General features: G+C 41.6%; 20 protein-coding genes. 13 read left to right on the plus strand and 7 right to left on the minus strand.

Annotated features, from left to right (window positions below; all coding sequences use genetic code 11):
- Window positions 1–309: 309 nt before the first annotated feature.
- The 6 genes from QZT69_RS00315 to QZT69_RS00340 all read left to right on the plus strand — a co-directional run bounded on the left by QZT69_RS00315 (window position 310) and on the right by QZT69_RS00340 (window position 6346).
- Entirely contained in the window at window positions 310–2754 is a 2445-nt protein-coding gene (locus tag QZT69_RS00315) for a thiamine pyrophosphate-dependent enzyme (protein WP_294669358.1), read from the plus strand.
- Window positions 2755–2761: 7 nt separating this feature from the next.
- A complete protein-coding gene (locus QZT69_RS00320; RefSeq protein WP_294669361.1) occupies window positions 2762–3163 on the plus strand; it encodes a hypothetical protein in 402 nt (133 codons plus the stop codon).
- A gap of 265 nt (window positions 3164–3428) precedes the next feature.
- Window positions 3429–4325, plus strand: a complete 897-nt coding sequence (locus tag QZT69_RS00325) for a hypothetical protein (RefSeq protein WP_294669364.1) — start codon at window positions 3429–3431, stop codon at window positions 4323–4325.
- A gap of 2 nt (window positions 4326–4327) precedes the next feature.
- Window positions 4328–4732, plus strand: coding sequence for a hypothetical protein (locus QZT69_RS00330; protein WP_294669368.1), 405 nt, complete (start codon window positions 4328–4330; stop codon window positions 4730–4732).
- Window positions 4733–4881: 149 nt separating this feature from the next.
- On the plus strand, window positions 4882–5526 hold the full coding sequence (gene nth / locus QZT69_RS00335) for an endonuclease III (protein ID WP_294669371.1): 645 nt from the start codon (window positions 4882–4884) through the stop codon (window positions 5524–5526).
- Between the two features lie 277 nt (window positions 5527–5803).
- On the plus strand, window positions 5804–6346 hold the full coding sequence (locus QZT69_RS00340) for a hypothetical protein (protein ID WP_294669374.1): 543 nt from the start codon (window positions 5804–5806) through the stop codon (window positions 6344–6346).
- A gap of 123 nt (window positions 6347–6469) precedes the next feature.
- Here QZT69_RS00340 and QZT69_RS00345 read toward each other — a convergent pair whose 3' ends face one another.
- A complete protein-coding gene (locus QZT69_RS00345; RefSeq protein WP_294669377.1) occupies window positions 6470–8014 on the minus strand; it encodes a hypothetical protein in 1545 nt (514 codons plus the stop codon).
- A 106-nt stretch (window positions 8015–8120) separates the two neighbouring features.
- Window positions 8121–9578 carry a hypothetical protein gene (locus QZT69_RS00350; protein ID WP_294669380.1) on the minus strand — a complete coding sequence of 486 codons (1458 nt, stop codon included), beginning with the start codon at window positions 9576–9578 and terminating at the stop codon, window positions 8121–8123.
- A gap of 97 nt (window positions 9579–9675) precedes the next feature.
- Between QZT69_RS00350 and QZT69_RS00355 the strand changes: the two genes are divergently transcribed.
- The 4 genes from QZT69_RS00355 (at window position 9676) to QZT69_RS00370 (ending at window position 11410) form a co-directional block, all read left to right on the plus strand.
- Window positions 9676–9894: a DUF4287 domain-containing protein gene (locus tag QZT69_RS00355; protein ID WP_294669383.1), complete on the plus strand. Its 219-nt coding sequence runs from the start codon at window positions 9676–9678 to the stop codon at window positions 9892–9894.
- Window positions 9891–10385 (plus strand): cupin domain-containing protein, encoded by a 495-nt coding sequence (locus QZT69_RS00360; protein WP_294669386.1) that lies wholly within the window; start codon window positions 9891–9893, stop codon window positions 10383–10385. Before QZT69_RS00355 ends, QZT69_RS00360 begins: the two co-directional genes overlap by 4 nt.
- Window positions 10386–10388: 3 nt before the next feature.
- Entirely contained in the window at window positions 10389–11033 is a 645-nt protein-coding gene (locus QZT69_RS00365) for a hypothetical protein (protein ID WP_294669389.1), read from the plus strand.
- A 65-nt stretch (window positions 11034–11098) separates the two neighbouring features.
- Window positions 11099–11410, plus strand: coding sequence for a hypothetical protein (locus QZT69_RS00370; protein WP_294669394.1), 312 nt, complete (start codon window positions 11099–11101; stop codon window positions 11408–11410).
- 79 nt (window positions 11411–11489) lie between these two features.
- On the opposite strand, the gene QZT69_RS00375 is transcribed toward QZT69_RS00370, so the two are convergent.
- Window positions 11490–12767, minus strand: a complete 1278-nt coding sequence (locus tag QZT69_RS00375; RefSeq protein ID WP_294669400.1) for a dicarboxylate/amino acid:cation symporter — start codon at window positions 12765–12767, stop codon at window positions 11490–11492.
- Between the two features lie 70 nt (window positions 12768–12837).
- Window positions 12838–14094: an MFS transporter gene (locus tag QZT69_RS00380; RefSeq protein WP_294669403.1), complete on the minus strand. Its 1257-nt coding sequence runs from the start codon at window positions 14092–14094 to the stop codon at window positions 12838–12840.
- 201 nt (window positions 14095–14295) lie between these two features.
- Here QZT69_RS00380 and ribD point away from each other — a divergent pair, with 201 nt between their 5' ends.
- The 3 genes from ribD (at window position 14296) to QZT69_RS00395 (ending at window position 17630) form a co-directional block, all read left to right on the plus strand.
- Window positions 14296–15333, plus strand: a complete 1038-nt coding sequence (gene ribD, locus QZT69_RS00385) for a bifunctional diaminohydroxyphosphoribosylaminopyrimidine deaminase/5-amino-6-(5-phosphoribosylamino)uracil reductase RibD (RefSeq protein ID WP_294669406.1) — start codon at window positions 14296–14298, stop codon at window positions 15331–15333.
- 105 nt (window positions 15334–15438) lie between these two features.
- Entirely contained in the window at window positions 15439–16296 is an 858-nt protein-coding gene (locus tag QZT69_RS00390; protein ID WP_294669408.1) for an MBL fold metallo-hydrolase, read from the plus strand.
- Window positions 16297–16325: 29 nt separating this feature from the next.
- Window positions 16326–17630: an SPOR domain-containing protein gene (locus QZT69_RS00395; protein WP_294669412.1), complete on the plus strand. Its 1305-nt coding sequence runs from the start codon at window positions 16326–16328 to the stop codon at window positions 17628–17630.
- Between the two features lie 65 nt (window positions 17631–17695).
- Here QZT69_RS00395 and gap read toward each other — a convergent pair whose 3' ends face one another.
- The 3 genes from gap to QZT69_RS00410 form a co-directional block, all read right to left on the minus strand.
- On the minus strand, window positions 17696–18700 hold the full coding sequence (gene gap / locus QZT69_RS00400; RefSeq protein WP_294669414.1) for a type I glyceraldehyde-3-phosphate dehydrogenase: 1005 nt from the start codon (window positions 18698–18700) through the stop codon (window positions 17696–17698).
- Between the two features lie 103 nt (window positions 18701–18803).
- Window positions 18804–21728: a gliding motility-associated C-terminal domain-containing protein gene (locus QZT69_RS00405; RefSeq protein ID WP_294669415.1), complete on the minus strand. Its 2925-nt coding sequence runs from the start codon at window positions 21726–21728 to the stop codon at window positions 18804–18806.
- Window positions 21725–22090 carry a hypothetical protein gene (locus QZT69_RS00410; protein ID WP_294669418.1) on the minus strand — a complete coding sequence of 122 codons (366 nt, stop codon included), beginning with the start codon at window positions 22088–22090 and terminating at the stop codon, window positions 21725–21727. Before QZT69_RS00410 ends, QZT69_RS00405 begins: the two co-directional genes overlap by 4 nt.
- Window positions 22091–22154: the final 64 nt, after the last annotated feature.

The raw sequence follows: 22154 nt of genomic DNA on the forward strand, positions 1-22154 counted from the left end.
TTTTGCTTTTCTACAATTTAGTGATTTGAAAACAATTAATTAAAATCGAATAAATCACTAATAAATAGATAGTTACTAAAAATTCTGTTCACAAATTAGCGAACAATCGAATTCTAAAATTTGAAAAACTCTGAATTTTGGAATTCAACTCTTCCAGCCTCAAATCAGGCTTTAAAGACCAGTTTACAGTAGGAAGCAATTCCCCTTTATAAAGTATAACCCGGTGGTAAAATATGGCCTATTATGAATCAAATCCCGCGTCTACTTTGACTAAGATTTAGTATATTTGTGCAACTTTATAACAAAGCTATGGCATCACAAACACCCCAGGAAGAATTGATCGCAGTCGACTTTAACACCTTCAAATCGGAAGTATTGAAAGACTTTCGTTTGGCAAGTATCTCAAGAGAAGCATCTCTTTTAGGTCGAAAAGAAGTTCTTACCGGAAAAGCAAAGTTTGGAATTTTCGGTGACGGAAAAGAATTGGCACAAATTGCATTGGCAAAACAGTTCAAAGACGGCGATTTCCGCTCAGGATATTACCGCGACCAAACCCTGATGATGGCCATTGACCAGTTAAATGTCCGCGAGTATTTCTCCGGATTGTTCGGGCATACAGATGAAATCATTGAACCGCAATCCGCAGGAAGACAAATGGGTGGACACTTCTCCACGCGTAACCTGGACGAGAACGGGAACTGGAAAGACCTGACAAAACAAAAGAATTCCTCTGCCGACATCTCTCCTACTGCCGGACAAATGCCGCGTTTATTGGGATTGGCACAAGCATCGAAAGTATATCGTGAACACCCGACATTGAAAGACCTGGAAGCATTCAAAAAATTCTCGAACGGAGGAAATGAAGTAGCTTTCGGAACAATCGGAGACGCATCCACTTCAGAAGGACCTTTCTGGGAAACCATTAACGCCGCCGGAGTTTTACAGGTGCCAATGGTTATGTCGGTTTGGGATGACGGATACGGAATTTCAGTTCCACGCGAACACCAAACGACGAAAGGAAGTATTTCCGAAGCATTGAGCGGTATGCAGCGTACGGAAAACTCAAAGGGTTATGAAATTTTCGTGACAAAAGGATGGGATTACGCGCACTTATGCGAGACTTACGAAAAAGCCGTTGAATTGGCTCGCAGAGAACACATTCCTGTATTGGTGCACGTGAAAGAAGTAAACCAGCCCCAGGGTCACTCTACTTCAGGATCTCACGAACGTTATAAAGATGCAGCACGCCTGCAATGGGAATCAGACTTTGATTGTATCAACAAATTCAAAGAATGGATCCTGAATTTTGACGCTGACGGTCAAAAATTAGCAACCGAAGAAGAATTAGCGCAAATCACAAAAGAAGCGAAAGAATACGTAAACGAACAAAAGAAAGAAGCGTGGACACTATTCACGCAAGATCTGAAACAGGACCTGGAACGTGCTGTTGGTGTTTTGGAAGTCCTGGCAAATGAAAGCACTAACGGAGTTTTCATTAAACGCGAGATCGAAACGCTTCAAAAAACCATGAACCCGATCCGCAAGGATATTTTCAATACTGTTCGAAAAGTATTGCGCCTGATTCGTGATGAAAATACGCCATCCAGAACAGCTTTGATCGCATGGCTGAAACAGGAAACTGAAAACAATGCAGATCGTTACAGCAGTTATTTATACTCCAATTCGGAAAACAGTGCTTTAAAAGTAACAGCAGTTGCTCCGGCTTACGATGGAAGCGGACACATGGAAGACGGCCGTATCATTCTACGGGATAACTTCAAGGCAATCTTTGAAAAATACCCGGAAGCATTGATTTTTGGGGAGGATGCAGGAAAGATCGGTGGTGTAAACCAATCTTTGGAAGGATTACAGGAACAATTCGGAACACTTCGTGTATCTGATGTCGGGATTCGTGAATGTACCATTATCGGACAGGGAATCGGGATGGCCATGCGCGGATTGCGTCCAATTGCTGAAATCCAATACCTGGATTACCTGCTTTACGGAATCCAAATCATGTCGGATGATTTAGCAACTGTACAATACAGAACCAAAGGCGGACAAAAGGCACCGTTAATCATTTCAACACGCGGACACCGTTTGGAAGGAATCTGGCACAGTGGTTCACCAATGGGAATGATTATCAATTCCATTCGCGGAGTACATGTGTGTGTTCCGAGAAATATGACAAAAGCAGCAGGTTTCTACAATACCCTGATGCAGGCAGACGAACCGGCTTTGGTCATTGAACCACTAAACGGCTACCGCATCAAAGAACAGATGCCTACAAATATCGGAAGCTTCACTACTCCGCTGGGAATTCCTGAAATCGTTACCGAAGGAACAGATCTGACAATCGTTTCTTACGGTTCCACTTTCAATTTATGCGAAGCAGCATTAAAACCATTGACAGAAATGGGAATTTCAGTTGAATTGATCGATGCTCAAACCCTGCTTCCGTTTGATATCAACGGAATGGTTGCCGAGTCTTTGAAGAAAACAAACCGTTTGATGATTGTTGACGAAGACGTAAGTTCAGGTGCAACAGCATTTTTGTTAGACCAGATTCTTGTTAAACAAGGCGGATACGTTCATTTGGATTCTGCTCCGGTAACTTTGAGCGCGAAAGATCACAGGCCGGCTTACGGAACTGACGGTGATTATTTCTCCAAGCCGAGTATTGATGATATTGTTGAGGCAGCTTACGCTATTATGAACGAAGCAGATCCAACAGCTTTCCCTTCGATTTACTAATGAGGATTTGAAAAAAGCTGCAGGCATATTGAGTATTGTTTTCGTAATGGCCTTGCTTTGGAAGGATATTGCGGCATTCTCATGGAATGTCTGGTTTTATAACAACCAGGTCGAACTCGCAGCCAAATACTGTGTCAATAAGAAAAAACCGATGCTTCATTGTGACGGTAAATGTTATCTGGCAAAACAACTGAAGAAATTGGAACAGGAGGAAAAGAAAAATCAACCTGTTCCTAAAATGCCTCTAAAGCTGAAAGAAAACGTCTGGAATTCGGATTCACAGGTAATCACTGATTTTGAAGCAAATACTATCGAAATTCTTTCAGAAAAAACAACTGTCTTCTTTTACCAAAACACAGAACTGAATTCCTTTTCAGGTTCCGTCTTCCACCCACCCGCTGTCGGATAATTTCATTCATAGACTCTGTAAGGTTTTTTGCCCGCAGATCTCGCTGATTACGCAGATTTTTATTAAAAATAATGTGTCGAGCATATTTTCGTGAACAAAAACCTAAAAACCGTTACTCTTTCGAAAGTATCGTAATAGGAATTTTTATGAATTAATATCAGGGCATAGCTATATTCATTCACTATGGATCTGCGGAATCCGCGAGATCTGCGTGAGAACAGTTTACTATGCTTATTTCTTAGAACAAATTAGTAATTACAGCACCATGAAAAAAAGTTTCCTCTTTTTCGTGTGTCTTGTCGTGTACCAAACCGCGCTGTCATGTGACGTGTGCGGGTGCGGAGCTTTTAACTCTACACATGGTTTGGGAACATTGGCACAAGGCAATCGATCGAGCATCGGATTAAACTATCAATACCGCCTGTACAAAAGTGAGCACCCGGAAGTTTTCGGAAACGGCATCGAACGCAGTACGGATTATTTTCAAAGATTGGACATCCTGGGACAATTGCGCATTTCCAAAAGATGGCAGTTACAGCTTTCCCTTCCTATTGGATTTAACAAACATATCGCCGATGACACCACTTCACAAAAGAACGGATTGGGAGACCCGACTCTGATGGTCAACTTCTTCCTGTTTGACAAGCAAGACAGCCTGCAGACCCGCCGTTTTCGCTGGATTGTTGGAGCAGGAATAAAAAGTCCGCTTGGAAAGTTCACTCATCCCGGGGATGCCGATTTGTATTTGTATCCGGGAACCGGAAGTTTTGATCCGGTGTTTCAGAACTCGTTCTTCTTCCAAAAGAAAAAATGGAGTTTGCTTCAAACAGCACAATATATTTTGCGAGGAGAGAACAAATACAACTACATTCCGGGGTCCTTGTTCAATGCAAGCCTTTTCGTACAGTACAAATTCAGGACCTGGGGTATTTACGCAGGAACACAATACTCCTGGAGCGGGGTCGACTACCTGAATCGAAAAGCGATCTCAAGCTCTCCCACTCAGGGACAGGTATTAAACGGAATCATCGGAGCATCGGTACAATTCAATTCCTGGGTAGTACAGGGAAATTACCACATTCCGATAGCTCAAAACCTGGGAGATGGAAACTCCCACCAAAAAACAGCATTTAGTATTTCACTTAATTATTTTTTCAATTAGATATGAAACCATTTTTTATTACAGCAATCCTTGTAAGCAGCATCTCTTTAACTGCTTGTAAAAAAGACAAATCAACAGACGACAGTCATGGGCACGAAGATCATGCAACTGCAGTAATCACCATCACTTCACCAACTGAAAACGACACCATCCAGGGAAATTTTTCGGTAACGGGAACGATAGTTGGAACAGCTGAAATGCACGGATACCAGGTTACAGTAACCAATGCCCTGAATGATTCGATTATTTACCAGAACGACATTCATGACCATTTGGCTAATTTCACCATAAACCAGGCAGTAACACATTCGTACACAGCTTACACACCCCTGAAACTGGAAGTGGTTGCAGCTTTGGACCATGAAGGGAATACCGCATCAAAGATTGTTCATTTTGTGGTACATTAATTAAAAACATCAGGTTACCAAGAATAATCTGTGGGGACGCGAAGCATCGCGTCCCTGCTGTTTGCAAACAGTGGGGACGCGAAGCATCGCGTCCCTGCTGTTTGCAAACAACCATTCTAATTCCGATCATTTCCTTATTTTTGCACGTCATGACTAAAAAAGAAAAAGCAAAATACGTAATCGACGAACTGGAAAAGTGCTACCCCGAAACTCCGGTTCCATTGGACCATTGGGATGCATATACCCTACTGATCGCTGTTCTGCTTTCAGCACAATGTACAGACGAACGTGTAAATAAGATTACTCCGGCTTTATTCAAACGCGCATCACGCCCGCAGGACATGATCAAACTATCCGTGGAAGAAATCAGGGATATCATCAAACCATGCGGACTTTCACCACGGAAATCACAAGCTATTTACGACCTTTCACATTTGATTATCGATAAACACAACGGAGAAGTTCCGCAAACCTTTGAAGAATTGGAAGCACTACCCGGAGTCGGACATAAAACAGCTTCTGTTGTCATGTCGCAGGCATTCGGGGTTCCTGCATTTCCTGTAGACACACACATTCACCGTTTAATGACCCGCTGGGGGCTGACAAGCGGGAAAAACGTGGAAGAAACCGAGCGTGACGCCAAGAAATTATTCCCGCGTGAATTGTGGAACAAACTGCACCTGCAGATTATCTTTTACGGCAGAAGCCACTCTCCTGCCCGCTCCCCGAAAAGGGAAATTGATTACATCACCGCGACGATTGGAACCAAGAAGGCTTTGGAAGAACTGAAATAGTGTCAAAATTTCGCAAGAAGACTTAAAAAATCAACTAATTTTGCCCTAAAATTAAATTGTTATCCAAATGAGGTTCTTTACCACCTTTATACTCATTTTTGCCCTTTTTTCATTAAATAGTTGTCAGAAGACAAAAAAAGAATCTTGTTCAAAGCCTCCTGAACCAGTAGGTTTATCAAGCAACGGACCAGTCATTAAGGGATGGCCTCTTGTTTTAAATACAGTACATTATGGTACAGGTTATATATATAAATGGAGAGGTCCCAATGGTTGGGCAATGGAAACAACTGACAGTTGGGAAAATTACGAACCAAATAAAGTAACAATAGATTCTGCATCCATCAATAATTCAGGAAGATACTTTGTTGAAATCATTCACGAAGGATGTGTAATTGAAGGAGGAAGTGTAGATGTTCAAATAATTGAACCTCCACTTCCACCATGTTCCGTTTCAAATAACTCAAGTACATCAACCCTGGGTGGAGTTGGCGGAACAACTTATACATCAGTTTCCCACTCTGGAGGTATTTATTATTCTGTTTATGCGAGTGGCGGTATAAATCAAACCATCAATTTCATTTTTAAAGGAACACCAAAGCCCGGAATGTACCTGGTAGATCAAGGATACTATCCTTCTGAATCTGATCACGCTGCAGTATATATTCAATCCGGATTTTACGACTTTTTTATGGAATCATACCATACTGTTTATGTCAATGAGGTAAATGGAAAATTGCAGTTTTCATTTTGCAATTGTCATTTCAACAATCCCGTAGGCTCAACTGAAATCATTATTTCTGCAAAAGTCACCCTTCCATAAACGAGTTCAATTTCTCCTATGGCTCGATAACCACTCTCCTGCCCGCTCCCCGAAAAGGGAAATCGATTACATCACAGCAGCGATAGGAACCAAGAAGGCATTGGAAGAATTGAAGTAAAAAGCTTAATAAGCAATTCGCACCCATTTATCCTTATTACCCTTCGTAAACCGGTAACGAAGCAAATATTCATTCGTACTGAGTATAGTAACCGGCCAAAATAAGTCGTATTTCGCCGATTGCAAATGGATAAGCGGCTTATGAGTAATGACCTTTCCATCATCCAAATCCATTACACGTTCCGTCATAACTACCGACAAACCATTCGCAATTCCCCGGGAATCATCGTATTGATAGGATCCGGAGGAGAAATTCCTGATGAATTCTTTCGTATAGACATGTAATTCGTCATTCTGCAAAAAGAAAAACGCATTGGCATACAATTCATTCGAAGAGTAAGGAAGGATTTTGGTCCATTTCAACTCTCCGTCTGCCGAAATACAAAGGATGCATTTACTGTTCGTGATTTTCATGAAATTTGGTGAAGCAATCGTATTTACAACATACAATGCACTTCCATCCGGCAAAAATTCAAAAAGTAAGACATTCGCATCTAAATTCAGGCGGGAAACTTTTGAATCATCAAAGTCCGGGTTGGTCATTCCTATCGAAGTAATCAAATCGGTTTTCTTCAACTGCACCAACTTCGTCTGCACTGATTTCCCCGATTCATCCCATTCCTGGTAGACATAACCGTATTTCGAATCTGATTCGGCAGTTTCTCCGGAAGATCTGTTTACCATAAAAATCCCTTTGTAAACAGCGAATTTCTTGTCAAAGCGAACTTTCACAGAACTCACGTGAAGTCCTTCTTCAAGCTCATATTCCAGGGAAATATTCAGCGAATCTCCGGAAAAATTGGTCCGTAAAAAAGTGATGGCTCCTCTTTGCTGCTTTCCCTGCTCTTTTACCGGCATTTTTTGAATAATGGGAACACTCAGCACAGAATGTTCGTCAACCGAAATCTCGTTCAGATAGGGATTCAGACGGGATTCGTAAGCACTCAAATCCAACGAGGCTAAAGGCTCCAAATCGTAGTCAAATCCTTTAATGAGGGTCGGAATAATTTCAGTTGGATTACTTACAGTCATGTAATTCAATCCTCTTCCGTGCGACATGTAAGAATCTCCCAAACACACATAAAAACCTTCTTCCAGGGTTTTGACAAACTTGACCTGTGTATTCAGCCGGTTTATCATTCGCTGACTGACGATCTGCATTGTCCTAAGATCGCGTTTCACGATGACCGTGTATCCTTTTGCATTTCCTGCATGTCCGGGCAAGACGGTATTTGTGAAAACATAATCAATCTCGTAAATAAAATCTTCGTGGATAAAACAGTTTGTCGTACCGACCTTCTTAGCATCATCCGCTTGCGGACCGATCTTAAAAGTCTTCACTTTCGGTTTTTCAAAAGTCGTATCCAGCACCTGCAGTTCCGGGACCAATGTAGTATTCATTGAAATCAGTTTGCCTTCCCAAAACCCGACAATCCTGCCCGCGGATTCAGGCATATCAGAAGACACGCGAATTTCCTGAGAATAACTGGTTTGAAAGAATAATAGAAAGCTGAGGGCAGTAATTAGTTGATTGGTCATATCTTTTTTCACAAAACTACATTTTTTTTGCAGGGAACAAAACCCGGTCCTTTCCAAACTAAAACATCCAATCCCATAAAGAGATTGGATGCCAATTTTGCGAATTTAATGCTAAATGCTAGAAATCGATCGTTAAAAACCGTTCCAGGTTTCTAGCCGTAAAAGAATACCTCACAATGGCTTTCCCATCTTTGTTGTAAATAACTTTTGTAGGCATAAATTTCTCGGATGGATTTGCGATGAACCTGTTTGACAATTCGTTCCCGTTCTCCAAATCAAAAACGCGCTCCGACAAACACACCGTTTTGCCGCTGGCAGGTGAATTAATAATCGCGTATTTGTATGAACCGGATTCGAATGATTTTACAAAATCCTGGATCAGGAAGTGAAGCTGGTTATCAGAAACGAAAAAATCAGCATTCAGGTACAACCCATTGGAAGAATAAGGAAGCATTTTTTGCCAAATCAACTTCCCGTCAGGTGAAAGCAGGAACATGACTTTGCTGTTTTCCATTTCTCCAACGTATTTTCCCAAAGAAGTTGCAACAAAAAGAGCATTTCCATTCTCCAAAAAACGGATGTTTGAAAAAGCAGGATAGCGCATCCACTTATCAAAATCACACTTCTCAGGTTTTACTCCCATCACGGGAATATTCTTTTTCATATCCTCATCCATGAAATCATTGAAAACAAAATCATGCTTTTCGTGATTAACAATAGAACCTTCATCATCCCATTTCAGGAATGTATAGGCAAATCCTTTGGCAAATCCGGGATTCGCTCCAACTTCTTTTGCAGTGATGAACAAACCGCTCAATTGACTGGTCTTAGCATTGTAATTAAATCGTGCAGCCTGCACTGTAAGACTTTCCGGAATTTCAGGACTGATTACTTTAGGTTCTTCCCCATCCGGGTTTGTAATGATAAAAAGCAAAGATGATTTTGCAGGAGGGGTTGATCCGAAGAACTTCGTTTTCACCTGCTCATCTACGGCAACAGTCATTAATACATTCAAATTATCGTCGATCTCAATAGATGTTAAGCGAACATTCACATCACTGAACATCTCATAATCCCTTTTCCAAACCAGGTTAAGATCCAGGTCGATACGGTATAATTTCGTTTTTGAAAACAGGTACATTCCGCCCTCATCACATTTAGCATATTTGAAGGTATAATCTTTCAATTCCAGAGCGCTTCCACTCTGCTCCAATGTCTCCAGGCTTCTTTTTACAAGAGCGATGGAACCCGCAGTTTCGTAAACCTCATAAATAAATGAACCCTGAACAAGCACACGTTTGATGGAACCTCCGGCTTCACTGAACTCGACCTTGGGCTTGGTCGTTTTTTTCTTTTCTTCCGGATTTTTGGTATTTACGGCGATGTATTCAACCGAAACCTTACCGGTAATCCCGTTGATATTGGGTTTACTATAAATCATCTTATCCTCGGTTGCACCGACAAACTCCTCCCGAACTTCGGGCAATTCTGCTGAAAATTGGACTTCCTGAGCGTGACTTAGATGAGCAATGCCTGAAAAAAAGAACATCAGGCAAATGAAATAGGCGTTTTTCATGTTATAATTTTGGGCAAACTTACTTCAAATTATTGATTTAATAAGTTATCCGGGAGATAATTTCCTACCTTTAATGCGATCTTACAAAATCTATCACATGTCATTTCAAGCGTACCTGGACAATATTCAGTCGAAAACCGGAAAAACAGCCGAAGATCTTCAAAAACTAGCTCAGGAAAAAGGATTTTTGAAGGATGGAAAATTAATGGCAGAAGTTAAGGCCGGACAGATTGTAAGCTGGCTGAAAGACGAATATAACCTGGGACACGGACACGCCATGGCCATCTATGCGTATTTCAAAGGGAAACGATCATGAGTTCAAAAGAAATTCAAATCACCAATAAAGAAGGGGCCGAAACCATTGCGATCGGAGCTTCCGCATACAGTATTTTACTCAACAGCCAGCGCTCGGAAGGACAGTTGGCAATTATAGAAATGCTGGTTCCGCCAAACGGTGGCCCTATCCCGCATGAGCACAAAGGATTCCAGGAATGCTTTTACGTGCTGGAAGGAGAAGTCGAAATGATTACCAAAGAAAGCAGGATCCCGGCCAAGCAAGGCGATTTGGTACACATTCCTTTAGACGGACCTGTTCATTGCTTTAAGAACACCACTTCAGTAAACGCCCGTCTGCTCTGCATCGTTGCACCCGCCGGATTAGACCAATTCTTTGAAGAGGCCGGTCGAAAAATTCCTCCGGGAACATTGCCCGAACCTGTTCCTCCGACTCCCGAACAAATTGCATTTGCAAACCAAACTGCTGAAAAGTACGGTCAAAAATTATACCCGAAGGATTATTTGGATTAAATCATGAAACAGTTCCGGTACATACTGGTAATTACCGCTTTTTTCCTGGGATTTTCAAAAACAGCATCTGCAGATTCGATTCCCAAACAAGGAAGAATGGCTCTTCAGATTGCACCGCTTTCCTTATTGGATTTCTACAATGGTTCCTGTTACAAATTGGGAACCGAGGTCCGATTATCAAAAAGCCTTTATTTGTCGTTGGATGCGGGAAGTTATTTCCCAAACTTTAACAGCTTAAAAAACGTGAAAGGCGGCAACCTGGATTTCCGGATCAAATACCGCTTACCCAGTTCAAACTCCCTGATTTCAATGGGTTATTTCTACAAAAAACAGTCGTTTGAGTATCACGATGCATACGAAGAACAGCCTGACGTCCCGATAACGGTTTACACCCGGAAAAACATTCACTGCTTTAATATCAATTATGAATATCGTGTGGCGCAGCTTTTCAGAAAAGGATATATAGACGTTTTTGCAGGATTAGGCCTGCGCTTCAGAAATGTGAAATCTTCTTTTGAAACACATCATGATTTTGACAAGCTGGTTGAAGGCGGAGATTCACAAACCCTTTATTTTGTATTAATCCCGGGAGAAACTACCTGGCTGAATCTAAACTTCGGCCTCCGCTTCGGCTTCTATTTGTTTTAGTTCCCACTATAAAATCAGCAAGATTTAATTCGTAATTCGTAATTCGTAATTCGTAATTTTATAAAATGATTTCAGTACTAGTCACTTACCAGGTAAAACAAGCATTTGCAGAGCAGAACAAAGCTAATATTCAGCAGTTTTTAAGCGATTTCGAACAATTGGACGCTTCGAAATTTAACTATAGCGTATCTGTAAAAGAGGATGGTGTTTCATTTGTCCACTTCTCTCAATATGCGGATGAAAATATACAACAAGAGCTTTTAAACGTACCATCCTTCAAAGCTTTCCAGGAAATGCGCGATGCCAGTGGATTAAACGGTTCGCATAAAGTAGAAATCCTCCAATTAGTTGGCTCAGAGGGAAATTATCAATTATAAATTACTGAATTATCACGGAACTTTCAGCCACGGCTGACTCAGTCTCCTTGTTGATAATTGATAATTCCGTCATTGATACTTATTTCAAAGCTTTCTTCAACGCCTCCGGGTCTAATTGCTTTTCCCAGCGGGCTACTACAATTGTCGCAACAGCATTCCCGATCAGATTTGTTAAGGCTCGGCATTCCGACATGAATTTGTCTACACCTAAAATTAAGGTCATACCGGCAATGGGTACATCAGGAACTACCGTTAAAGTCGCAGCTAAAGTCACAAAACCTGCACCTGAAACTCCTGCTGCACCTTTCGAACTCAGCATCGCCACCAAAAGTAAGGTTGCCTGCTGACTGAAAGACAAGTCCACATTACAGGCTTGTGCAATAAAAAGCGCTGCCAAAGTCATATAAATATTGGTTCCATCAAGATTAAAGGAATATCCGGTAGGAACTACCAATCCGACTACTTGGTTCGAACAACCTGCTTTTTCCAGCTTTTTCATTAAGGAAGGTAAGGCAGATTCAGATGAACTTGTACCGAGAACCAATAATAATTCGTCCTTTAAATAACGAAGCAGTTTTAAGATATTGAAACCGTTATGCCTAGCAACCAACCCCAGAATCACTACCACAAAGAAACCTGCAGTAAGGTAGAAGGTTCCTACTAAAAAAAATAAATTCTGAAGTGTCTCAACACCATATTTCCCTATTGTAAAAGCCATTGCACCGAAAGCACCGATTGGAGCCAGCTTCATTAAAATATCTACAATCTTAAAAATCGGGTGTGTTAATGCCTGGAAGAAATCCAATACCGGTTTGCTTTTATCAGCTGTTAAAGACAATGCTACACCAAACATAATTGCAGCAAACAACACCTGTAAAATGTTCTCACCAGTGAGTGAGCTCATAAAAGTTTTAGGGATAATGTTCAGGATGAAGTTAGAAAAGGAATTTCCATGAGCAGCTGAAACATATTCAGAAACATCCTTTTGATCCAAGGTACTCGGATCAATATTCAGTCCATTTCCCGGTTGAACCACATTACTCACAATCATTCCGATAATCAGTGCCAATGTAGAAAATGTCAGAAAATAAATAAATGCCTTTCCGGTGATTCGTCCGACTTTCTTTAGGTCATTCATCGAAGCAATACCTACTGTAATCGTAATAAAAATTACAGGAGCGATGATCATCTTGATCAGATTGATAAATCCATCTCCAAGTGGTTTCATTTTTTCTCCAAGCTCCGGGTAAAAATACCCCAGTGATACTCCAATTACTATTGCAACCAATACTTGAAAATACAGGGCTCTATACCACGGTTTCGGTTTTGCGGGTTTCGCGTTCGGATCTATTTCCATCAGAGAATTTCTTTTTTGAGAATAATGCGTTGAATATAGGAATTATTGTGCGAATGAAATGTTCGCGGATTTACTCTTCCACGAAATCCAGGTCACGTCCATGCGTTTCCGGAATACTCCAGGTACTGTAAATTCCGATAGCGAAGGAAACAAATCCAACAATTCCCGCAGCAGTGAGAACCGCGTACCCCGATCCTATCAGAGATTCAAATCCGATAGTCATTAAGATTACTGTTCCACGAACCATGTTTGGAATAGTCGTTGCGGCAGTAGAACGAATATTGGTACCGAACTGCTCTGCTCCTATCGTTACGAACATCGCCCAGTAACCGGTGCCGAAACCGAACCAGCAGCACATAAAATAATACATTCCGGCAGAATGGATGGTTCCGGAAAGGATCCAAAGCACACTGATCAGGGTGAAAGCCATCATCCACAAAATAGATTTCCGGCGTGATTTCAGCCAATGACTCAAAACTCCGCTAAAGATATCTCCTGCTGAAATACCAATGTATCCCCACATAATTGCATCACCCGGATTGATCCCTTCTTTGATCCCTAAAGCTTCTCCAAAAACATTTCCGAACATTGCCAGTATCCCGATACAAAACCAGGTCGGAAGACCGATTCCTATGCAACGGATATACCGCCAAAAGCGGTTCCAGTTCGTAAAGAACATCCCGAAACTTCCTCTTCTTACTTCCAGTTTCCTGGCTTCATTGAAAATACCGGATTCCAGCACTCCGATCCGCAATAAAAGCAGCCCGATTCCCATTCCGCCGCCAATGAAATAAGCGATGTTCCAATCCGGAGTGAGCTTAACGGTTAAATTGGCAACTACAGCTCCGGAAAGCCCGATTCCGGCAACCAGCGAAGTCCCCAGAGCTCGCAATTCCTTTGGCAGTACTTCCGAAACAAGTGTAATTCCTGCTCCCAATTCACCGGCTAATCCAATTCCGGCAATAAAACGCAATGCAATATAAGCGTAAGTCAAGTTCTCTTTGTCATTCGGAAAATAAGGCAAAAAACCGCACATGATATTGGCAAGCGAGTACATCACAATCGACCCGAAAAGAACCGATAATCGTCCTTTCTTATCTCCCAGAATTCCCCATAAAATACCGCCCAATAACAAACCTCCCATCTGCCAGTTTACGATCATCGTACCCACATGAGTAATTTCCTTTTCATTAAATCCCAAACCCTGTAAACTGGGCACACGTACAATTCCAAAAAGAAGCAGATCGTAAATGTCTACGAAGTAACCAAGTGCAGCAACAACAACAGGCAGCGACCACAAAGGTTTATAAGAAGTGATTTTTTCCAAAGTAGTTTGTTTGAGCCGAAAATAATCATTGAAAAGGTAACTTCGACTCCGCTCAGCCACCTTTTTTCAAAAATCAAGCTAAATAAACCGGTGACTGAGCGGAACAGAATACGAATTCGGAATTCAATTTACCAATTATCAACACACAATTCGGAATTCGTATCCCGATAATTATCGGGACGGAATTCGTAATTTTGAAGGATGACTTCCGACGAAAAATACATGCTTCGTGCCCTTCAGCTGGCAAAGCTGGGTGGTGTTGCTACAAAATCCAATCCGATGGTTGGAGCGGTGATTGTTCTCGGTGGTGAGATCATCGGTGAAGGATATCATCAAAAATACGGAGAAGCACATGCTGAAGTCAATGCCGTGAACTCAGTAAAAGATCTTTCTCTGCTCAAACAGGCAACGATATATGTAACGCTTGAACCCTGCTCTCATTTCGGAAAGACTCCACCTTGTGCTGATTTATTGGTAAAACACCAGTTTAAACGGGTGGTTATTGCGCAGATAGATCCGTTCTCGGAAGTATCGGGTCGCGGAATAGAAAAGCTTAAAAACGCCGGCATTGAAGTCACTTGTGGAATTTTACAAAAAGAAGCCGGGGAACTAAACAAACGCTTCATTACCTTTCATACCAAAAAACGTCCGTATATTACCTTAAAATGGGCACAAACCGCTGATGGTTTTATAGACATCGACCGTTCACAAAAACAGGAAACGGGAATTCACTGGATTTCACAACCTGAAACACAAGTGGTCACACATCAGCTTCGGGCAACGGAACAAGCAATCCTGGTTGGCTGGCGGACGATCCAAAATGACAATCCTTCCCTCACCACCCGTGCGTTCAAAGGACCAAATCCGCTTAGAATAGTTATCGATCCAAACTTAAAAGCTCCAAATGATGCGGCTGTTTTCACTGATGGATTAAAAACGATGGTATTCAACCTCCTGGAAGAGAAAGAAATCGGGGAAGTTCAATATATCAAACTGACCGATATCTCCCCGGTATCGATATTGGAAGCTTTATACCGAAACAATATTAACTCAGTTTTGATCGAAGGCGGAGCCGTTACACTGACCTCGTTCATGGAATCAGCTCTTTGGGACGAAGCACTGGTAATCACCGGAAAAAACCATTTTAAAACAGGACTTCGTGCCCCCGTAATTTCCAAAACTCCCCTAAAAACGATTCCATTCGGAAAAGACCTTCTGAATTATTTCCGAAATATTTGACGCTAAAAGTCCATAATCCATTGCTAAACTCCCCGAATTTTCTATTTTAGTTCGCTGTAAAAAATCTGCGCCATCAGTAGAATGAATACACTGAAATAAAATAAGATGAAGATTTACCCAATTGAAACAGGCACCTTTAAATTAGACGGTGGGGCTATGTTCGGAGTAGTTCCGAAAAGCCTTTGGTCAAAGACAAATCCGGCCGACGAAAATAATTTGTGTACCTGGTCTATGCGCTGTCTGCTCATAGAAGATGGAAACCGATTGATATTGATCGATACCGGGATCGGTGACAAACAAACAGAAAAATTTTTCTCGCATTATTACCTGGCAGATACCAAAACGCTGGAACAAAGCCTGAACAAACTCGGATTCGGCTTAGATCAAATAACCGATGTTTTTCTTTCCCATCTTCATTTCGATCACTGCGGCGGCGCTGTTAAATGGAATTCGGACCGCACGAAACTGGAAACGGTTTTCAAAAATGCCATATACTGGAGTACGGAAAACCACTGGAAGTGGGCTACTGAACCTAATGCTCGTGAAAAAGCATCTTTTTTAAGTGAGAACATTCTTCCGCTGCAGGAAAGCGGTCAGTTGAAATTCATAGAACGAACGGGGAATTATACAAAGTCGGTATTCAACAATTTTGATGTCTTGTTTGTTGACGGACACACCGAAAGCATGATGATCCCACATATTCATTACCAGGATAAAACCCTCGTTTTCATGGCAGATTTGCTTCCGAGTACCGGGCACATTCCACTTGCTTATGTTATGGGTTATGACACACGTCCATTAATCACACTTGGTGAAAAAGGAGAATTCCTGGACAATGCCGCAAACCGGGAGTTTGTGTTATTTTTAGAGCACGACAGTGTCAATGAATGCTGTACCGTAGAACAAACTGAAAAAGGTGTGCGTTTAAAAGATAGCATGACTTTTTCATCCATATTTGGATAAAATTGTAAATTAGACCAAAACTTCACATCATGAACAATTACTTACTGCAACTATTAAAAGAGGTTAAAACATTGATTATTCCGGGACTTGGAGCATTAACAGTGACCAATGAATCAACCGGAGAGATCTTGTTTATGCCTTATCTGAAGTTTGACGACGGTACGCTGGCGAAGCACATTGCAAGTAAGGAAGGTATTGAGCAAAATGATGCTTCGAATATGATTTCCAAGTTTGTTCGTGAAGTTACGGCTGAACTCGATAAGGGGAATTCCTACGATATGTACCAATTCGGACGCTTTGTAAAAGTAGACGGAGAAATCGCATTCGAAGTATGGTCTGCAAGCAATGGAGGACAACAAATTGCTGCCGAAGCTCCTAAACAGGAACCGGTTATTGAAAAACCTGTTGAACCGGTTAAAGAGGAACCGAAAGTTGAAATTAAACCTGCAGAAGAAGCTCCAAAACCTGTGGAGCCTAAGATTGAGAAAATTGTCCCACCAGTTGCAGAGACACCAAAAACAGAACCTAAAACCGAGAAAACACCACCCTCGGTTGTGGAAGAACCAAAAGTGGAGGCTTCGAAGGTTGAAAAAACCGTTCCACCGGTAGTTGAACCTAAAAAAGAACCTGTAAAGCAAGAAGCCAAAAAGGAGCCTGCTAAAAAAGAGAAACCGGTTAAAGCAGAGAAAGCTCCAAAAGAGAAAAGAAAAACTTCCGTGTTCTCCTATATTTTATGGGGATTCCTGGTACTGGTATTAGGTGCCGGAACTTTCATTGCAATCCAATTTGACAGCCTGAAAAAAGATTTCCCTATTTTGGCTGACTTAGCTGGTGAAAACGATGATGCCGCAAAAGGAAGCGAGGAAATCAAACAACTGGAAGAAGACCCGGATGCAAGTACGGATTCCGCTGAATCAGAACCAATCCCTGAAGACCAGGTGCAAATTGTAGAAGACCAGCTTCCGGCTGAAAAACCGGTTGAAGAACCGAAAAAGGAAGAAAAAGCGAAACCGAAGGAAACTCCAAAGCCAAAGGTTGAAGTGACCGTTAATAAAAAACCGGTAGCAAAGCCAAAATCTCAGAAAACCGGTTCTACGGCAAGTTTCGACGGCTCAAAACATTTCCACATTATTGCCGGATCTTTCGGCTCCGAAGCGAATGCAAACCGATTGGCCGGAAAACTGCAAGCTAAAGGATTCGGAGAAGCTTCCGTAACCATGAACGGTGGAATGTACCGCGTAAGCGTAAAAGGATTTGCAACGCTCAATGAAGCAACTGCTGAGGCTGCAAGTATCCAAAGTTCCGTTCCGGGAGCATGGGTATTGAAAATGTAAAACAAAACACGATAAACAAGTAGGCCCGCGAATAATCGCGGGCCTACTTGTTTATATAATCAGGATTAACCAAGTTTCAACACCAAATCAATCAGTCTATTGGAGAAACCCGCTTCGTTATCGTACCATCCCACCACTTTGATCATATTTCCGATCACAGAAGTCAGTTCACTGTCAAAAATACAGGAATTCGGATCCCCAAGAATGTCTACCGAAACGATCGGATCAGCAGTATAACGCAAAATTCCTTTCAAATACGAATCAGCGGCCTTTTGGAAAGCTGTGTTGATCTGTTCCACTGTTGGCGGATTTTCTTTTACAATAACCGTCAAATCAGTCAAAGAGCCATCCGGAACCGGAACACGCATACCACACCCCCCCATTTTACCTTCCAATTCCGGGAAAATTCGGGTAATTGCTTTAGCAGCACCAGTTGAAGTAGGTACAATACTCTGAGCTGCGGCACGTGCTCTTCTCAAATCTTTATGCGGACTGTCGTGCAAACGCTGATCAGAAGTGTAACTGTGAATCGTTGTAATATATGCTTCTTCAATATCACAAAATTCTTTTAAAACTGCTACCAGCGGAGCCGCTGAATTGGTTGTACAGGAAGCATTACTAACAATCTTGTGCTCAGCCGTCAACAAATGGTCATTCACTCCAAGAACCACATTAAAAATATCATCACCTTCCGATGGAGCACTTAAAATAACACGCTTCGCCCCGGACTTTAAATGAACGCCTGCTTTTTCAGAACTCAGGAACAATCCCGTTGATTCAATCACAATATCAACTCCCAGTTCGCCCCATGGAATTTCTTCCGGGTTCTTATGCTGCAGGAATTGAATATTTTGGGTTTTATTAAAGATCAATTGATTACCGATGATTTCAAATTCATCGTGCATGCGCCCGTGAACAGAATCATACTTTAATAAATGTACCAGCGTTCCAACCGGGGCCAGATCATTTACTGCTACCAAATCAATTCGCGGGTTTGCCAAAGCCAATCTGCTGAAATAACGTCCGATTCTTCCGAATCCGTTTACACCTACTCTAATGCGTTGTTCCATTTGTTTTTATTGTAAAAATTAAATACGCTGTTTGTAATCTTTTCTGAAAGTACAAAAATAAAAAAGGCCCTGTTTTCACAGAGCCTTTTAACATCATTTTTATTTAGTGAATGACTTGAACAAATCCTTGTTGTTGTATTTCTTCACCGGTCATTAGTTTCGCTGTAAACTTATAGAAGTAAGTTCCTTCGGAAACAATCTCTCCATTTAAGTTCCTTCCGTCCCATGCTGCTGCCGGACTCGGATCATCGTACTCAGCAACCAAACCACCCCATCTGTTAACGATAGAGATGTGGAATTCTTCAACACCATCATAAGTAAGGAAGAACTTATTATTCCCGACAGTAGATGATAGTGTGATAATGTTCGGTGCATTGATGTAACAAACTTTTGCGCCGATCGTCATCGTAGATGAATACGAATTACACTCATTCGATGCCGTAACCGTATAGACACCAGGACCTACAGTGACATCAGGCCCTACAGTACCATTACTCCATACATAGGTATCATTCTGAGGATAAACACCACAAGAAGTTATAATCGTTGATCCCATACAAATAACCGTATCAACTGTATTCACAAATGCCCAATTAATAAAATCAATATTAGAAGAAATTGAAGTATTACATTGGTTATCGGTGTACGTAACTTCATATACCCCTGGGACAGAAGACGTGATGACCGGATTTTCAACATTCGCACTCGGAATGAAGTGGATATTCGTATCAGCACTATGCCATACACCTCCGTTCGCTGAAACCGTTCCGACCACATTATAGATCAGATCACATGCGGAAGTATCAGGGAAAATCTGTGGAAGTAAGAACAAGGTCACCATGGAAGATGTAGAATTGTTACAAACATTATCTGTATAGGTAACCTGGTATTGACCACTTGTTGTTGCAGTAATGTTAGGATTCGCAACGGTATTATTCGGAAGGAAGATTACCTCCGGTGATAATGCCGACCATATTCCTCCACCAGGATAGGCTTGTGTTCCCACAACCTGGAATTGATCAGCACAAAGGACTGTATCATCAAAAATAACCGGATATGGTACAAACACTATTTGAGATGAAACCGTATCCTGACAGGCATTATCCACAAATGACACCTGGTATGTACCAGCTCCGTTTGGCGATGTAATCACCGGGTTATTGCTGGATGCTGTGTTAAAGTTCAAATCTCCTGGAGTAGAGAACCAAGTTCCACCCTGGTAAGCTTGTGTACCTGCCACCTGGAAAGTCATATCACAAGCAATCGTATCATTGAAAATTGTTGGTAAAGGAAGTGTAAACACGTTTACTGTCGTATCATAGTGACAACCAAAATCATCAATCAGGTTATAAGTATAGGCATGGTTTCCTACCTGAGTTGGAATTGCAATACTTAAAGTATCATTTGATGTCGCTGGGTCAATCGTAGGATCAGGACTCCAGTATGTTTGAACAGGATTATTGGTATAGTTACCCATACCCGGGAAGAATGAAGGATCAAAATACAATCCCCACTCGAAGATGTACCCGTTATCCTGACCCAGGTTATCCTGTACGTGAATTGTCCAGTCTCCGTTCAATGGACATCCCAATAAAGCCGTTGCAGCATCAAATGCCTCGTCCGGAGCATAGATATCCGAAGGATCCACAGAGTTTCCTGCAGAAAGTTCCGGTGGACCAGCCTGGTATGCAACCGGAACTGTATTCCCCCAGTTAGCACTCATTGGCCCGATTGTATTAAATGCGGAGCTGAAACAATATTCCCATCCGATTCCCGGAGTTGCAGTGTTGTTATCAAGCGGGTGACCTAAATAGATTCCGCCACCACTAGCACCACCAGGTAAAATTCCCGGATTATAAGAATTCAATAAATCTACTGTTTGACCATTCGGGCATTCCAGCCAAATTTCAAGGTCACCTGTAAAAGAGTGCTCCATTGTCAAACAAACCTGGTTCAAATCCTGGGCATCGTCAACAACCGCGCCTGATGGAAAACCACTCATCGTAATCGTCGTTTCGTATTGTTGCCCGGAACCATCCGGTAAATAAGTCAAACCGGCAAAAGAACCACCCAATTGGAAAGATCCCGGAGGGAATAATACCCCAACCGTATCCGTTGGTGTAAATCCTCCAAGCAAAGAAGCCTCTGATCCTAAACAAATTGTATCCTCAATAGGTCCTGTTCCGTAAAAAATAGGTAATTGTGAAACCCTTACTTTAGAAACAAGACGCTCTACAGCAGGAAAAAGATCCGTAATTTTCAAGTCTACGATAAAACCATTGCGTGTAGGGGGTACAAACCAAATAGAATCATTATTCGGGTAAGTTCCTCCATCGGAAATATTCCAATCGTAAACAACATTGTCCAAATTTTGAGAATAACCATATCCGGTAGCTTCTAAAGAATTTGGGAACAAAGGTTTTGCAACTAATAAAATACTATCTCCCAGACATACATCTACATATCCTGTATCAATCGGACTGATAGCATTATTGATATCACCATTCACAAAAGCCTCCATGTGCATTTCAAAAGGTTGTTGTGCATTACCGCACTCAAGGCTGGCATCCCAACCCGTTCCCTGGTTCGCTCCGTCTGAAACGAATACAATGGTTAAACAGCCACTGGTATTACTCCAGCTTGCAATGTGTCCAAAACCGTTAGGATCCGTAACTGAGTTATGAACGCCTAATAACGGAGAACTTGTAGTCGGTCCATCATATACATAGATTGAATCCGACCCGTGAACATCAAAAGTGTAACCGGCATTAATACCAAAGGTAACCCCCATTTTTGTTCCCAGTGCTAAATCCGGACAAACAACGATCGTATCATTAAAATTCGCAGAATAATTTCCTGCAACACCGTCATCAACGAAATTAGTGGTTGAACCGTCGTAAATATTACAATCTGCCGGGCTGCTTTGAGGGAATTCCATCCCGGATCCCATAATAATAGTTTGTCCAAATGCAGATCCGGAAAGGATAAATAGTATAGAAATTACTAAAAGTTGCGTGTATTTTTTCATCGTTTTTGCATTTTCATTTCACCATCCAATGCCCAAGTAGACTTAACGACTAAATATTGGTTAGTTCCGGTTATTTTATAGTATTGATCTCTGTCGGTAATTGCAATTCCCATATCCGCCGGATTTACCTTCTTTGCTTTTTCAGCTGAAATTTCGCCATCATATTGAATAGCGTTTCCATCTTTTTTTACCTCTGTAAGAATGTAACTTCCATGTTCAACAGCATACTTCGTCATCTCTGCTGTCAGAACCGGAACCGGATATTTAGATCCGTCGCGCGTTTTCAGAGTTTTACCCGTTTGTTGCCCATAAGTTAATCCCACACAAAGAAAAAAACCAACGGAGAGTATTGTCTTTACCATAGTTTTAAAATTGTTTAATCGTTAATCAAGACTCTTTCCTATCGAAAAGAGTTGCGTGAAGGTT

Source organism: uncultured Fluviicola sp., from assembly GCF_902168135.1.
Lineage (GTDB): Bacteria > Bacteroidota > Bacteroidia > Flavobacteriales_D > Crocinitomicaceae > Fluviicola.